The sequence below is a fragment of the Methyloversatilis sp. NSM2 genome (assembly GCF_038066675.1).
GTDB classification, from domain to species: domain Bacteria; phylum Pseudomonadota; class Gammaproteobacteria; order Burkholderiales; family Rhodocyclaceae; genus Methyloversatilis; species Methyloversatilis discipulorum_A.
This window is the reverse complement of sequence record NZ_JBBUKV010000004.1, coordinates 533,624-549,153: the sequence shown is the minus strand read 5'-3', so window position 1 is coordinate 549,153 and position 15,530 is coordinate 533,624. Positions and strand designations below refer to the sequence as shown.

The window sequence follows — 15,530 nt, the reverse complement described above, 5'->3', positions numbered from 1 at the left end:
TTTTCGACTTGAATGGACCGGTTGCGCCGCGCTGCCGTGTCAAACTCGCCCTGGGCCGGCGTTCGTCCGCCCGCGTCTCTGCCGCATTATTGCATGCCGGTTCGCACCGGCCTCTCCAAGAAACCGCACTCACCCAATCCCGTGTCGCACAGCACTCCACTCCCCGATATCGACCACGAACTCGCCGGCCGGCTGGATGCAGCCTGGGGTGATCCCGCCGCCTGGGTCGCGCACGGCCTGCACTGGACCCACCTTCCGGCGGTCAAGGCGCGCCTGCACGAGCAGGTCACCGGCGACGCATCGGTCGAGCCGCTCGAGTGGTTCTTCAGCGTCGTCGCAGCCCATCAACCCCTGCCGCTCCGGCGGGTGCTCTTCCTCGGCTGCGGTCAGGGCAGGGACGAGCGCCTGGTTGCCCGATCAGCTTGGGCAGACGAGATCGTGGCTATCGACCTGTCCGCCAAGGCGCTGGATCTCGCGCGCGAACAGGCGAAAGCCGCCGGCGCGCGCATCCGTTACGTGCAGGCGGACATGAACAGCCTGCCAGTGGGGCAGAGCGGTTTCGAGCCCGGCAGCTTCGATGCCGTGCTGGGTATTTCCAGCGTGCACCATTGCGCCAATCTCGAAGACCTGTATGCGGGCGTGGCCCAGCTGCTGGCACCGGCAGGCTGGTTCTACCTCGACGAATACGTGGGCCCCGACCGCTTCCAGTGCGCGAACTCACAATTGCGTCTCATGAACCAGCTGGTCGATATGCTGCCGCACCACCTTCGCACGACGGGCGACGGACAGCTCAAAGGCAATCTGTGGCGGCCTTCGGTGGATGAGGTTGTTGCCGTGGATCCCACCGAAGCGGTCCGCTCGTCGGAAGTGCTGCCGCTGCTCGACCACCACTTCGACGTGTTCGAGCATCGACCTTATGGCGGCGCACTGATGCGCGTGGTGCTGGCCGCAATCGCGCAGAACTTCATGTGCGCCGAGGCCGAGCCCTGGCTGCACGCATTGTTGCGCGCCGAGGATGATCTTTTCCGGTCCGGGCGCGTGCAGCCGGACCTCGCGTGTGTCATCGCCCGCGTGCGGACTGCAACCACTGCGCCACCCAGTCCGTATCGTTGATGCCGAGCGAAAACACGGCGTGCGGCGTCGCCACCGCGTGGTCAGGCGGCAGCGCCGCGTAGGACTGACGGATCAGCGGCAGACGGTCGCTCAGCACGCGGTTTCCGGGGTCTAGCCGGGTGATCACCGTCAGGCCGGTCGGTGCGGTCGGCAGCGTAATGACGTGCAGGTCAGGACGCAGGCTCCGCAGACAGGGCACGATCTTCCAGCCGTCGCCGGTGTAGAACCCGGTCCGGCGCTCGCGCGCTGCGGTGAGCGCGTTGAGTGGCAGCGTGTCGTGCAGCAGCACGACCGCTCCGGGCGCGGCGTGGCGCTCGATGGCGATGAAGTCGTCCAGCACGGTTTCGAAGTGGTGATCGCCGTCAATGAAGGCGAGGTCGAAACCGTCGGGCACCAGCCCGCTGTCCGCCGGCACGGCGGCGAAGAAGTCGGCGCTGGTCTGGCGGTACAGGCGCGCATTCGCACGGCAGTGCTGCAGCGGGTCACCGAGCGGCGCAGGGTCCACGCCCACCACCCGCGTCGGTGGCTGGGCCAGCGCCAGCGATTCGCCCTTCTCGACGCCGATTTCCAGATACAGCCGCGGTGTCAGCTGTGCGTGGAACCAGGCCAGCCAGAAACGGTAGTCGGGCCCCGGCCAGCGCAGCCGCGCCAGCGCGACGTGCACGCCGGGCAGATTGGGCTCGCGGACCAGTGCATCGAGCAGACAATCGCGCGCGGCGTCGGTCAGTCCGTGCGCCATCAGATGTCGGAAGCGCCGCAGCGTGGGCTCTTCCAGCGGATGACGGGCGCTCATCGCGGTGTCTCCGACAGCGCGTCGCGCAGGATGTGGCCGAAGCGCTCCGGGCTGTAGCGGGCATCGCACTGATCCCACGCAGCGCGTTGCTGCCGGGCCCACAGTTCATCGTCATGCAGCAGGCGTGCGATGCCGCGGGCAAAGGCGTCGGCATCGCGGGCGGACTGGATGTCGATGCCCGCGCTCCAGTCCAGCTGCCGCACCAGCACGGCGGAGGCCACGACCGGCACACCGTTGGCGGCCGCCTCGATCACCTTGGCGGGCACGCCGCCGGCGAACCGTACCGGCGCGACGAACACGCGTGCGCGGTCGTACAGCGGCTCCAGGCTGTCCACCGGACCGATCAGCTGCACGTCGTCGCCGGCAAGATCGCTCACCCGATGCGAGCGGTTGATGCCGACGACGGACAGCACCGGCGCATGCGGCAGCAGGTCGCGCAGCCGCGGCATGACTTCGGTGATGAACCAGACCAGACCGTCCTCGTTCGGCGTGTCCGGATGCAGCGCGCCGACGAACAGCAGACCGCTGCGATGCTGCGGCCCTGGCGCCGTGCGGCGGGTCGATATCGCGTGACTCAGTATCCGGACCTGATGGCCGGCGGCGCGGAACAGGCGGGCATCGCGTTGCGACACCACCCACACCTGATCGGCACCTCTGGCCAGCCCGATCTCGGCGGCCAGACGGGTCTGTGCCGCCGCCCGCGTCAGCGGGCGTCCCTTGACCGCCGCTTCCGGAATCTCACGCAACGCGAACAGCGCTTCCGCGTCGTAGATCATGCGCATGCCGGCGAACAGTTCCGGCCTGCGCCGGAACAGCGGCGACAGCGCCTGAAGATTGGGCGGGCGGCTCACCACGAGCACGTCATAGATACCGCGACGCTGGTCGAGAAAGGTTTCGAGCCGGCCCATGCCGTGGCCGAGCGCCACTTCCGTAGTCGCGGGCAGCGACGCGTACACATCCCGCCAGTCATCATCCTCCTGCCACAGCGGAAAGAAGGTGACCGGCCAGTCGCTCAATGCCTGCAGCATCAGGCGGGCGCGTGGCAGACCGCCGCCCTTCACCATGTGCGGCACCTCGTTGTCTAGGATGAGCACGCGCGGGCGGCGCGGATGGTCCTCAGGCGAGCGCCAGCGATCGCCCGACAGCGGCTGTGGCGCGGGTGCCGGCTGGCCCTTCAGCCATTCGCCATGGCGGTCCACGAAGCGCTGCCGGTTCTCGCGCATCTGCCGGGGCGCTTCGTCGCCGGTGGCACTGCCCCATTCCAGGTGTTCGACCAGCACCGCCGGCTCATACACCACGCGGAAACCGGCGCGCCAGGCGCGCAGGCAGAAATCCGTGTCCTCGTAATAGGCCGGCGCGAAGCGCTCGTCGAAGCCGCCCAGCATCCGCCACAGAGGCGTGCGCACCGCCATGAACACGCCGGACACGTAATCGGTCGCCCGGCTCGCCATCGCCGCCGGGCAGAAGGGGTCTTCGCCGCGGCCGATGCCCAGCGACGAGCCGTCGCGGAAGATCGTGTTGCCCGCTTCCTGCAATCCGCCCGCCGTCAGCACGATGCGGCCGCCGAGCACCCCGATCGCCGGCTCGGCGTCGAGCCGGGTGAGCGCCGCTGCCAGCGCGCCCTGCTGCAGGATGGCGTCACTGTTCAGGAACACCAGATGACGTCCGCGTGCCAGCGCCGCTGCCTGATTGGCGGCGCGCAGGAAACCGGCGTTCTCCGCGTTGTGCACGATGCACGCACCGCGCACGCGTTGCAGCAGCGAGTCCGTTTCATCGTCCGACGCGTTGTCCACGATGATGGTCTCGAACACCGCACCCCGCTGGTCGGCCAGCGCCTGCAGCGTCATGCGTGTCAGTCCGGCCTGCTTGTAGAGGACCACGATCACCGACAGATCAGGCGTCGTGCCTGCCGGAAGCGTCGGCAATTCGAGGACTGCCGCCTTGTCCAGCCAGACCTGGAGCGCACGGCGCGCCCGGGCGCGGATCTGTGCCTTCGGGTCGTCTTCGGCGGCGTCTGCGGCAACCAGATCGAGCATGCGCTCGCACGCGTGCTCGATCTGGCGCGCCACCCGGCGTCCATCGAGCAGAGGTGATTCGTACATGCGCTGGCGCAGGGTGGTGCGATGGTGTCGCAGCGTATCGACGTCGGCGGCCAGTGCGGTCGCGGTGTCGACATAGGTGGCCGCGCTGTCGGCCACCCAGCTATCCAGTCCGAGCGAGGCCAGTACGGAAAGCCCCTGGCGCGCGCCGGCCCAGTCGCCCGCCAGGCTGATCACCGGCACGCCCATCCACAGCGGTTCGAACAGGCTCAGCCCGCCGTTGCCTGGAAAGCTGTCGAGCACCAGATCGATCTGCTGCAGCCATTCGAACAGCCCGGCGTGGCTGCGCGGCGGGTCGAACGCCACGCGTGCGCCGTCGATGCCGTGGGCGTTCAGCACGGCTAGGATGCGCGTGCGCTGCGGCCAGTCGCTGGCCACTTCACCGATGAAGTGGATGCGCGATCGCGGGGTCGCCGCGACCACCTGGGCCCATGTTTCGAGGCAGGCGCCGGTCATGCGCAGCCCGCGCGCGGTGACGCCGAAGGTGACGACGCCATTGCGCAGCACCGGCGGCGGCAGCGGCTGCGGTGCATGAACAGGCGGGTCCCAGCACCACTGGCCGCCGTCGAGCCGCCACAGCGCCTCTTCGTGGAACGCCTCGTGCGCGGCCGGCACCGCGTGAGCGTCGGTCAGCAGCACGTCGAACAGCCCTCCGGCCGTGACCGGGCAACCGAGCCAGCCCACCTGCAGCGGCGCGACGCGGCGGGCGTAGGCTTGCAGCAGTTCGAACTGGCCCTCGAACGGATGCAGCCCGCCGGCATCGATCACGACGTCGATGCGGTTCGCCGCGCACGATGCGGCCAGTCGGGCAGCCACCAGCGGCTCGCAGTGGATGTGCGGCGGCAGATCCGGCGGCGGACGGTTGCTGAACAGGAACACGTCGGCCTGTTCGGCGTCGTGATTCGCGAGCACCCGGTGCAGCAGGCTCTGGTGCAGCTGCCCCGCGACGTAGGCGATGCGCAGTCGCGCGCCGTGCCGACGCAGCGCGGGCGGCCGCGGCGTTCGATCCAGGCCTGCCCGCAGCTTGAGTGCGCGGTACAGGTCGCGCGCGGCCCGCGCGAGATCGGCCGGCGTCGACGCGTCGGACAGCGTTGCGCCATACAGCGCCGCACTGTCGACCCACGGATCGGGTGGACAGTCCTCCACGGCGGCGGTGAGCAGACGGTCGACGCAGTCATGACCATGGCGCGCGATGGCCACGGCCAGCGCCTCGCGCAGCGCGGCCCGCCGTTCCGGTACCGAGGCCTGCTTCAGCGCCGCGCGCGCGCCGGGAGCGTCGAGACCGACGAGGCGCGCCAGCATGGCGGTCGCACCGGTCACGTTCTGGCGTTCGCTCGCCAGCCGACGACACAGATCCAGCGCGCGTACCGCGCTGGCCGACTGCGGGTCGCCGCTCTCGGTCAGCAACCGGGCCTTCATCAGCACGGCCTGGGCATGACCGGGTTGCCGGGCAAGTACGTCGTCGACCGCCTCCAGACCGTGGCTGAAATCGCCGCAGCGCAGACAGGCCTCGGCCAGCTCCAGCACGGGCAGCACATCGTCCGGCTGCAGCGCGCGCAGGCGCAGGAAGGCCAGCTGAGCCTGGCCCGGGCGTTGGTCCGCGAGCAGTATCCAGCCCAGTTGCCGCAGGCTGTCGCTGCGATCGGGCTGCAGCAGCAGGGCGGTTTCGATGGCGGTTTCGGCTTCGCTCAGCCGACGCTGCCGCAGCCGCACTTCGGCCAGGGCTCGCCAGGCATCGACCTGCTGCGGGTCGTGCGCGACGGCAGCCTGCGCGAGTTCCGCCGCCCGCGCCAGCTCGTCGCCAGCGGCGAACACGAAGGCGGCCTGTACCCTCGTGTCCTGATCGTCCGGGTGGAGCGTCAGCGCCCGCCGCATGGCGTCCTTCGCCACCGGCAGTTCGCCCTGTTCGAGCGCCAGCCAGGCCAGCGCGCGCAGCGCGGCCACATTGTCCGCATCGAGGCGCAGGGCGCGCGCCAGCGCGCGCCGCGCGAGGCCACCCCGGCGTCGCTGGCTATGCACTGCCGCCAGCAGGCGCCAGAGCTCGCTTTCGCCCGGCGCAGTGCGCAGCAGTGCCCACAGCTGCCGGCGTGCGTCGGCTGTCCGCTTCAGGTCGAGCAGCGCCTGCACCTTCAGTGCCTGCGCTGGCAAGGACTGCGGCTGTTGCTGCAGTACGAGTTCGACCAGCCACAGCGCCGCTTCGGCGCGACCCCAGCCGGACTGGATCTGTGCGCGACGCAGCAGCGCATCGGCGTTCGTCGGGTCACGCTGCTGGACTTCGGCGTAGCACTGCTCAGCCGCTTCGAGATCGCCCGAGCGGTGCTGCAGCACGCCGAGCAGGTACCAGGCGTCCGCCCGTTCCGGATGGGTGTCCGCCTGGCTGCGCGCCAGTGCGAGCGCGTGTGCGCGCCGGCCCTGGTCCCACTCGTGACAGGCCTGTTCCGTCAGCAACTCGGCGTCCAAGGACAGATGTTCGAGTCCGCGAGCGAGTGCACGGCCGGCCAGATCGGGGCGGTGCAGGGCTGCATGGCATTGCGCGAGGTGGCGGTGCAGTGTGCGCTGCTCCGGCGCGCCATGAGGAAAAGCCGCGATGGCCTCCTCGTACAGCTCGATCGCCTCCCTCAGCATTCCCTGCCGCTGCAGCAGCCATGCCGATTGCAGCAGGCGTTGCGGTTGACGGGAGGCCTGCAGCGCCTTCCCCGCCCAGATCGCGGCCTCGGACACCTGATCGACGTCCTGCAGCAGCCAGGCCAGCGTGAAGGCGGCTTCATCCAGACGGGCATCCAGCAGACAGGCACGGCGCAGAGCCTCGATCGCCGGCGCGACGTCGCCGCGGCGCTGGTGCAGCAGGCCGGCATACCAGTGCAACGGTGCGTAGTGGGAAGCGCGGGCCAGTGCCGGCAACAGGACGTCCGCGGCCGCATCCATCCGACCGGCATCGAGCAGGAAGTAGCCCAGCGCAGCGGCGACCGACGGCCCGCCATCGGTGGCATGTGCCTGCTGCGCGCAGTGCATGGCCGCCGTCTTCTCGCCGTCGGCGAAATGCCGCCAGGCCTGCCGGATCAGCTCCGTCGCATTCACGGCGCGTGCGTCGTCAAGGCAGCGCGCGGTCGCCGCTCGCTACCGGCCGCCGGGCCACGACCGTGAACATCGCGACCTCCCTGTTCTCGGCCGGCTGCTTCTGTTTATGGATGCTGACCGTGCTTTCGGTGAACCCCATTACGCCCAGCGCCGATACGAAGAACTGCGGCGTGAACTGCCACCAGGTGTGCACCTGGGGCACACCGGTGTGCGGCAGCAGCCAGCATGCAGGCGCATCGCCCAGCGCCGGGTCGTAAGCTTCGGTGACCACCATGGTGTGCCGGACCCGTTCGGCGACGCTCTGCAGCAGGTCGAAGGGGCGGCGGCAGTGCAGCAGCACCGACGCCAGGATGCCGATGTCGAAAGGGCCGAAACCGGGCGGGAGTTCGTAGGGATCGCCCTCGAACACCCTGATCCGTGAGTCGTGCTGTCGATGCAGGTACCAGAACGAATTGCGCACCATCTCGATCTGTTCGCTGAAGGTTTCGCGCCAGCCCGGCGTATCGAAGCCTTCGAGGGGCACGATGTCCCACAGATGCGACATCGGCGGCTCCACGCAGGTGACGGTCGCACCGGCCATCTCCATGCAGAAGGACAGAAAGCCGCTCGCTGGACCGATCTCCAGTACCGATTGACCGGTTACGCAGATGTCGCCCAGATAGCCGAACGGGTCAGGTCGCAGATCCCATTCTCCGGCCACCTCTTCGCCGTCGGCCAGATCGCAGGAATGATAGAAGCGGCAGTCTTCGCGCCGCGGGGAGCGTGGCGCGACCTCGCGCAGGGCAGCGGGGAGCGAACCGGGCGCAGCCGGGGTGACGCTGCTGTCGAGCGTCGTACCTGATCTGTCGCTGTCGTCGATGAGCGACTGGCTGGCGTGCACGGCAAGCATGCTCAGCAGTTCTCCGACGATGAGCGGCGTGGACACCACATGGGCCGCGGCCTGACGCAGCGCCGCTTCTCTGTGTCGGGCGCTGAGCACCGGATCGTAAAGCTGTCGCAGCGCCTGCGCCCAGTCGTCGATCGCCGCTTCGGGGGCGAGCACGAAACCGCCGTCGCCGACCAGATCGGGCAGCGCGCCGCGCGTGCTGGCCAGCACCGGCAGGCCATTGATCTGCGCCTCGATCACGGTGCGGCCGAAGGACTCCTCCCATACCGAGGGCATCAGCAGCACCCGCGTGCGGGCGAACACCTCGCGCATGTCGCGCGTCGGGCCACACCATTCGATATTGCCCAGCCGTGCCGCCCGGTCGAGGCAGTAGGCGCGCCAGTGCGGGTCGATGTGCCAGCTTTCCACCACGAGGAAGGGCAGTTCCGGGCAGGCCGCGGCCAGCGAGAACATGATTTCGACGCCCTTGATCGGCGTCGGATTGACGAACAGCACCTTGTCGCCGGTCTGCCCGCTCGCATAGGACTCGGCCGCTACGACCGGCGGGATCACCGCACAGTCGATGCCGTACAGCGTGCGCCAGCGCTGTGCGGTGAACGCCGAATTGGCGAGGAACAGCAGCGACGGGTGCGGTGCAAGATGACCGGCGAGCTGGTGCGTCTCCACGTTGTGCAGATAGACCGCCGTCGGGCGTCCGGTCGTCAGGCTGGCCAGCACCATCGGTGCCAGCGCCAAACCATTCTGCACGACGATGACATCGGCGCCCCAGGCGGCAGCGGCCATCGGCAGCGCCTTTTCCGGCGCATCGGCGCGCAGCACGAGGTAACCCAGGCTCTCGTCACCGCTCGCCGGCTGTTCGGCGGCAGAAGGGTCAGTCCGCAGACGACCGCACAGAACCGCCGCATCGGCGCCCATCGCCTTGATGGCCAGGCAGAGGTCGTGCGTGGTGGTCTGCAGCCCGCCGGTGAGGTCGGGCAGATGGGCATAGTTGGAAACAAACAGGACGCGCATGGCCTACCCGTGTTGTGAAGGCGGCGGGAGCGTCTGTCGCAGGGCGACCCGGATCGGTCACCCGCCCCGCTCCCGCAAGGCGCGTGCTCAGGAAGCGTTGTTGAGCTGGCCGACCGAAAGAAGGTTGCGCAAGGTCTGCGACGGGTTGCTTCCGACAGTGTTGTCGACGACGCTCTTCAGTCTGTCGTTGGCCAACGTACCACCCGGGTTGTTGGCGCCTCCAGGCATATTTCCGGTGCTGATCAACTGGCCGGCGGGGGCGGGGGCAGGATTGGGGTTGCCCTGGTTGATGCTGTTCGGCCGGGTTTCCAGCTGCTGAATCTGCGCGGTGAGCTGTTGCGGTGATGTGCGTGACGGTGTTGAAACGCCCTGGGAACCGAGGGTGCTGCCAAAGCCCGGACGCGTAATGATCTGGGTGTTGCCGTTGTTGTCAGTCGCCCGCATCTGCTGGCCGAACAGGAAGGTGGCGCTCGTACCATTCGGGCGGGACTCGATGACGGAGATGCCGCCGCGGATCTCCACCTTGCCCTGCGATGTGGCGATTTCGGTCGCGGTGGTCTTGCTGATGTGTCCGCCGACCACGCGCAGCAGACCCTGGTTCAGGCGCAGCCGGATCTGGCCCTGCCGGGTGGCCGGGTCGTAGTTGAAGGTGTCGATGACCAGCTCGGAATCGGCGCCCAGCGTGACGGCCGACTGGTCAAGGAAAAGAACGTGCAGTTGTCCGTCCGGTCCGGTGCGCAGCGTTTCGCCGGGCACGACGTTGTCGCCGACCACCACGGTCTTCTGGTTTGAGGAAGAGGGCGCGCTGGCGGTGATGGCGGACACGACGCCCGCGCGGGGCGTCGGTGCAGTCTGCGCAAAGGCGGTCGGCAGCGCGGCGCTGGTCAGGGCGGCGGCAATCCACCAGTCCTTGGAAATCGGCGGGGTCATTGCGTGTTCCTCGTGCAATCGTAGCGGTTCAATGTCAGGCGCATGGCTGTACGCGCGTCAGAAGCGATAGGCTGCTGCACCGAACAAGGAAGAATTCTTGTTGCGGAAGTTGGGCAGGTTGGCGTCGGTGTCCATGTGCTCGACCTGGATCAGCAGCGACCAGGCGGTCGACAGTGCCACTGTGTTGCCGATACCGATGCGCCACTCGGTATCCCGGCGCTTCCTGGTCGGATCGACGGACGGATCGGCGGCCTGGTAGTGGCGCTGATGCACGCCGCCCCAGATCGACGTCGTCCAGGCACCGCCATTGGCGACGAACGGGTTGGCGTAGCTGAACGCATAGGTCAGCCGCCCTTCGTAGCCGTCGTAGTCGTAATAATCGCGGTCGGTGCGATGGAAGCGGGCGCGCAGTTCGCCGCTCAGCGCTGTGCCCGGGCTCAGTTCCCGGGTCAGACGCACGCGGAACAGGTTGTCCGGGCCACCGAGCAGGTTGGCGTTCGGCACGTCGATGCGCGATGCGTAGTCGAAATTGCGGTACTCGTAACCGGCGTCGATCACCGTGCGCTCGTTGATGAGATAGCCCGCGTCGAGGCCGACGCCGTAGCTGTCGAGGTATTTGTGTCCCTGTGCGCTCAGCGTGCCGACGATGAGGTGCGGACGCAGGGTCAGGCCGGGCGCGCCGGTGGCGGAAGGCTTGAAGCGTATGCCGCTGGTCACCTCGACCAGCGCGAGGTTGTACGGATCCGCCTGACTGGCCGACAGCCGTGAGCCGGAGGACGAGCTGTATTTGATCACCTGGGCCACCAGCGAACTGACGACGGCCGCCTCGTTCTGGGTGCCGAGGTCATAGCGGTGGTCCAGACGCAGCGTCGCCTGCAGGTCGGTGTCCGACTTCGGTTTGAACGGTGCGGCAACCGCCAGCGGCAGGCCACCGGACAGAACCGTGTCGCGGTCGGAGCGTGCTGCCGGGTTGGTCTGCGCCCGCACACCGAACACCAGCACACCGTCAAACTGCGACACCTGATTGCGTTTGCTGACGTCGCGCAGCAGATCTTCCGCAGCGGTCCTTTGCTCACCCGTCAGGCGGTTGTCGTCTAGCGCCTGCCGCAGCAGGGCTTCCGACATGCTGTAGGACGCCAGGCGGTAGTACAGCACGGCCAGTTCCACGCGCACGGCCGGGTGAGCGGCCGGATCGAGCAGCAGGCGTTCCATGGCGGCGATCCCGCCCTCGTAATTGCCGTCCTGCACGAGCAGGCGGGCATAGTTCAAGCCGGCTTCCATGTCGGCCGGCGCGCGCATGACCTGCTGGAAAGCCTCGTCGACCTGACGGTCGAGCGGCCAGTTTCCCGGGGTCTGTGCATTTGCCGAGGCACACAGAAATGCACCTGCGGAAATGATCGCGAACGGCAGCGGCCGGAAAACTCGATGGTCAGTCAGACGCCTCAATTGGGGTTCCTCGGCTTTGGACAGTCGTACATATACGGCCGGAATGTAACAGAACTGTACGCCCGAGACCTCTGATAATCGCCCGCCGTGTCTGTGGACGCGCGCACCCCGGACGCAGGCGCCAGAGCTTCGAATCTTTGCGTCGAATCCTGGCTCGGTATCGTCTCTCCCCGACCAGGAATCCCGCGAAAAAGCCCGCTTCCGAGGTGGCTCTCCTGTTTTCTGCGCCGGCTGCCCGGCCAAGCTGGTACGCTGCCTTTCCTCCGCATTCCGCCCGCTGTCGCCCGAGATGTCCCGCATCCTGTTTTTTGTGCTCCTGGCCTTCCTGGCCTGGCTGTGGTTCTTCAAGAAGCCTGCGCGCTCCAAGTCCGACAAGAGCAAGCCTGCCGAGCCGGTGGCCGAGCGCATCGTGCAGTGCGCCGAGTGCGGTCTGCGCATTCCCGAGGGCGAGGCCGTGTTCACCGATGCGCAATACTTCTGCTGCCCCGAGCATCGCGATGCTCACAACGGCCGGGTCTGACGCTGCCGCCGCTGCCGCGCTCCCGGTGGCGGGGGTGAGTTCGCTGCGCTACTTCAATCTGTATCGGCTGCTGATCGCCTCGGTGCTGGTCGCGCTGGTGTTCGGCGTGCCGGGTGAAATCAGCTTTGCCGATTACCGCGGCGCGCTGTTCGCCAGCGCCGCGCGCGGCTACTGGGTGTTCGCCGTCTGCGTCATGCTCGGCGCCGACCGCCTGCTGCGGACCGACGACGCGCGACTGACCGCAGGCGTGCTCGCCGACATCTTCTTCCTCACGCTGCTCACCTACGCCGGCGGCGGGCTCAGCACCGGTCTGCCCTTCATGCACGTGGTCGTGCTGGCCTTCGCCGCGCTGGTCGGGCAGGGCCGGCTGGCGGTGTTCTACGCGGCGGTGGCCAGCCTGGCCATGCTGTTCCAGCAGGCGATGCAGTGGGTCACGCTGGGTTCCGACGCCGGTGGCTTCGTGCATGTCGGTTCGATCAGCATCGGTTTCTTCGCCACCGCGATCGCGGTACGCCTGCTGGCGCGGCGCGTCATCGCCAACGAGTCGCTGGCGCGCGAGCGTGGCCGCGATCTGGCCGAGCAGGTGCGGGTGAACGAGCGGGTGATCCGCGACATGGACGACGGCGTGCTGGTCGTCGACACGCTCGGCCACGTGCGGCAGGCCAACCCGCAGGCGCGTCGTCTGCTCGACCCGCTGATGCCGCGCCCGGTCATGCTGGCCGACTATTCGCCGGCGCTTGCCGCGGCGATGGCGGCGCAGGCCGACCCCGAGCGCGAGCGCGTGTTCGTGCTCGACCTGCCGTCGCGCCCCGCTGCGCTGCGCGTGCGCTGCGTGCCGGCCGGCGGCGCTGGCGGGCATCTGGTGTTCATCGAGGATCTGGCGCGGCTGCGCGAGCAGGCGCGGCAGATCAAGCTCGCTGCGCTCGGCCGGCTGACCGCCAGCATGGCGCATGAGATACGCAATCCGCTGGCGGCCATCAGCCAGGCGGCCGAACTGCTGCAGGAAGAGCGGCGTGCCGAAACCCAGGCACGGCTTACCCGCATCATCGGCGACAACGCGCAGCGGCTGGACCGCATGGTCAGCGACGTGCTGGAACTGGGGCGTCGTGATCGCGCCGAGCCGGAACTGCTCGAACTGGGCAGCTATGTGCGCACCTTCGTCGACGAATTCGCGATGCGCGAGCCCGGCGTGCGAGCGCGCGTGCACATCGAAACCGGGGCGCCGGCGCGCATCTGGTTCGATCGCGGCCATCTGCATCAGGTGCTGTGGAACCTGCTCGGCAATGCACTGCGCTTCGCCGGCCCGGACGACGGCGCGGTGCGCCTGACGGTCAGCGCGACCGAAGACGCGACGCTGCTCGACATCGTCGACAACGGCCCCGGCGTTTCCGACAGCGCCCGCGCGCACCTGTTCGAACCTTTCTTCACCACCCACAGCCGCGGCACCGGGCTGGGCCTCTACATCGCGCGCGAACTCAGCGACGCCAACGGGGCCGCGCTCGACTTCGTGGATAATTCGCCAGGTGCGCACTTTCGCCTGCGCGGCCTGAACAGGAGCTTGGACGAATCATGGAACGGCGGCGGACTGAGCGGGAGCTGAAGGTGCTGGTCGTCGACGACGAAGACGACCTGCGCGAACTGCTCGACATGTCGCTGGCGCGCATGGGCCTGCACGCGTCGCTCGCCGGTTCGGTCGGCGAAGCGCGCGAACTGCTGGGCAAGGAACGCTTCGCGCTGTGCCTGACCGATATGCGCCTGCCCGACGGCGAGGGCATGGAACTGGTGCGCCACATCGCCGAACACCACCGCGACCTGCCGGTGGCCGTCATCACCGCCTTCGGCAGCATGGACAACGCGGTCGCCGCACTGAAGGCGGGCGCCTTCGACTATCTCGCCAAGCCGGTATCGATCGAGCAGCTGCGTGCGCTGGTGCGTTCGGCGCTCGACCTGCCGACGCGCGGCGGCGAGGTGCGGCCGGCCGGCACCGACGCGCTGGTCGGCGACGCGCCGGCCATGACGCAGGTGCGCGAAACCATCGCCAAGCTCGCGCGCAGTGGCGCGCCGGTGCATATCCACGGCGAATCCGGCAGCGGCAAGGAACGTGCGGCGCGGCTCATCCATGAGCTGGGTGCGCGGCGCGAAGGGCCTTTCGTCGCGGTCAACTGCGGTGCCATTCCGGAGAATCTGGTCGAGTCCGAATTCTTCGGGTATGCGAAAGGCGCCTTCACCGGCGCCGATGCAGACCGTGAAGGCTATTTCCAGGCGGCGCGCGGCGGCACGCTCTTCCTCGACGAAGTGGGCGACCTGCCGCTGGCGATGCAGGTGAAGCTGCTGCGTGCGATACAGGAGAAGTCGGTGCGCCGCGTCGGCGCGCGCACTGAAGAGGCGACCGACGTGCGCCTGATCAGCGCCACCCACCGCAATCTGCGGCAGATGGTGGACGAGGGGCGTTTCCGTCAGGATCTCTTTTACCGGCTCAACGTGCTTGAACTGCGCATGCCCAGCCTGCGCGAGTGTCGCGAATCGATTCCGCAACTGGCGCAGACCCTGCTCGAACGCATTGCCGCCGCCGACGGCAAGAAGCCCGAACTGACGCGCGCGGCGGTCGATGCGCTCTGCGCCTATCCCTTCCCGGGCAATGTGCGCGAACTGGAAAACGTGCTCGAACGCGCTTACGCGCTCAGTTCGGGTGAGCGCATCGACGCCGCCGACCTCGGCCTGATGCCGGTCGACGACGAGGTGCCGGACATGCCGGCCGGCGAACTGTCGCTGCAGGACTATCTCGACCGCATGGAGCGCGCCGCCATCGAGGACGCGCTGCGCAAGACGCGCTACAACCGCACCGCCGCCGCCCGCCTGCTCGGCGTTACCTTCCGCTCGCTGCGCTACCGCCTGCAGCGGCTGGGCATCAATGACTGAGTGCGGCTGCAACCTTCGTCGGAATGTGGGCCGCCTCGTCGCGAGCAGGCGCGCACCCATGAATGTCCAGCCCGGATGTGGGAGCGAGCTTGCTCGCGATCTGCCTGTGCACGGCCACGCCCGATGACCACCGATTTCCACATCGACGCCGACGGCTGGTGCTCCGCCGCCCGCCGCATCGAATCGCCGAATTCCGACCCGCGCCCCGAGGGCGAGGCGGTGTCGCTGGTGGTGATGCACTGCATCAGTCTGCCGCCAGGCGAATTCGGCGGCCCCTATATAGAAGAGCTGTTCCTGAACCGGCTCGACCCGGCGGCCCACCCGTATTTCGTCGATGTCGCGCCGCTGCGCGTGTCGGCGCATTTCGTGGTGCGGCGCAATGGCGAGCTGCTGCAGTTCGTGCCGACCACGCGCCGCGCCTGGCATGCCGGGCGTTCGAGCTGGGGCGGGCGGGAAGGCTGCAACGACTTCTCGGTCGGCATCGAGCTTGAAGGCTGCAACGTGCTGCCCTTCGAGGATGCCCAATACCGGTGCGCCGCAGCGCTGATTGACGCACTGCGCAAAAGGCACCCCGTTGCCGATGTGGTAGGTCATTCGGATATTGCACCGGGAAGAAAGATTGATCCCGGTGCCTGCTTCGACTGGAAACGCTTGCCCGGCGTCACTCGGCCGGACTGATTCCCGCCATACCGGCGTTTGCGCCGGATTCCTCTGCGCCAGCCCATGCCCGGTGCC

10 protein-coding genes are annotated in these 15,530 nt (G+C 68.3%); 5 read left to right on the top strand and 5 right to left on the bottom strand.

Annotation, left to right across the window (positions count from 1 at the left end; translation table 11 throughout):
• Positions 1-93 precede the first annotated feature (93 nt).
• A complete protein-coding gene (locus WJU27_RS10220) occupies positions 94-1,113 on the top strand; it encodes a class I SAM-dependent methyltransferase (RefSeq protein WP_341422056.1) in 1,020 nt (339 codons plus the stop codon).
• Here WJU27_RS10220 and WJU27_RS10215 read toward each other — a convergent pair.
• The 5 genes from WJU27_RS10215 to WJU27_RS10195 form a co-directional block, all read right to left on the bottom strand.
• Positions 1,061-1,906, bottom strand: a complete 846-nt coding sequence (locus tag WJU27_RS10215; protein WP_341422055.1) for a class I SAM-dependent methyltransferase — start codon at positions 1,904-1,906, stop codon at positions 1,061-1,063. The two genes, WJU27_RS10220 and WJU27_RS10215, sit on opposite strands and share 53 nt — an antisense overlap.
• Positions 1,903-7,083 carry a tetratricopeptide repeat protein gene (locus WJU27_RS10210; RefSeq protein WP_341422054.1) on the bottom strand — a complete coding sequence of 1,727 codons (5,181 nt, stop codon included), beginning with the start codon at positions 7,081-7,083 and terminating at the stop codon, positions 1,903-1,905. The genes WJU27_RS10215 and WJU27_RS10210 overlap by 4 nt, the downstream gene beginning before the upstream one ends.
• Positions 7,084-7,096: 13 nt before the next feature.
• Entirely contained in the window at positions 7,097-8,980 is a 1,884-nt protein-coding gene (locus tag WJU27_RS10205; protein ID WP_341422053.1) for a glycosyltransferase, read from the bottom strand.
• Between the two features lie 87 nt (positions 8,981-9,067).
• Positions 9,068-9,910: a FecR family protein gene (locus tag WJU27_RS10200; protein ID WP_341422052.1), complete on the bottom strand. Its 843-nt coding sequence runs from the start codon at positions 9,908-9,910 to the stop codon at positions 9,068-9,070.
• A 57-nt stretch (positions 9,911-9,967) separates the two neighbouring features.
• Complete coding sequence (locus tag WJU27_RS10195) at positions 9,968-11,356, bottom strand: tetratricopeptide repeat protein (protein ID WP_341422051.1); 1,389 nt, start codon at positions 11,354-11,356, stop codon at positions 9,968-9,970.
• Between the two features lie 289 nt (positions 11,357-11,645).
• Between WJU27_RS10195 and WJU27_RS10190 the strand changes: the two genes are divergently transcribed.
• The 4 genes from WJU27_RS10190 (at position 11,646) to ampD (ending at position 15,473) form a co-directional block, all read left to right on the top strand.
• Positions 11,646-11,876 carry a PP0621 family protein gene (locus tag WJU27_RS10190; protein WP_020163842.1) on the top strand — a complete coding sequence of 77 codons (231 nt, stop codon included), beginning with the start codon at positions 11,646-11,648 and terminating at the stop codon, positions 11,874-11,876.
• Positions 11,877-11,910: 34 nt separating this feature from the next.
• Positions 11,911-13,476, top strand: coding sequence for a sensor histidine kinase (locus WJU27_RS10185; protein WP_341422050.1), 1,566 nt, complete (start codon positions 11,911-11,913; stop codon positions 13,474-13,476).
• On the top strand, positions 13,446-14,795 hold the full coding sequence (locus tag WJU27_RS10180) for a sigma-54-dependent transcriptional regulator (protein WP_341422049.1): 1,350 nt from the start codon (positions 13,446-13,448) through the stop codon (positions 14,793-14,795). The genes WJU27_RS10185 and WJU27_RS10180 overlap by 31 nt, the downstream gene beginning before the upstream one ends.
• A gap of 123 nt (positions 14,796-14,918) precedes the next feature.
• Positions 14,919-15,473, top strand: a complete 555-nt coding sequence (ampD, locus tag WJU27_RS10175) for a 1,6-anhydro-N-acetylmuramyl-L-alanine amidase AmpD (protein ID WP_341422048.1) — start codon at positions 14,919-14,921, stop codon at positions 15,471-15,473.
• The last annotated feature ends 57 nt before the right edge of the window (positions 15,474-15,530 follow it).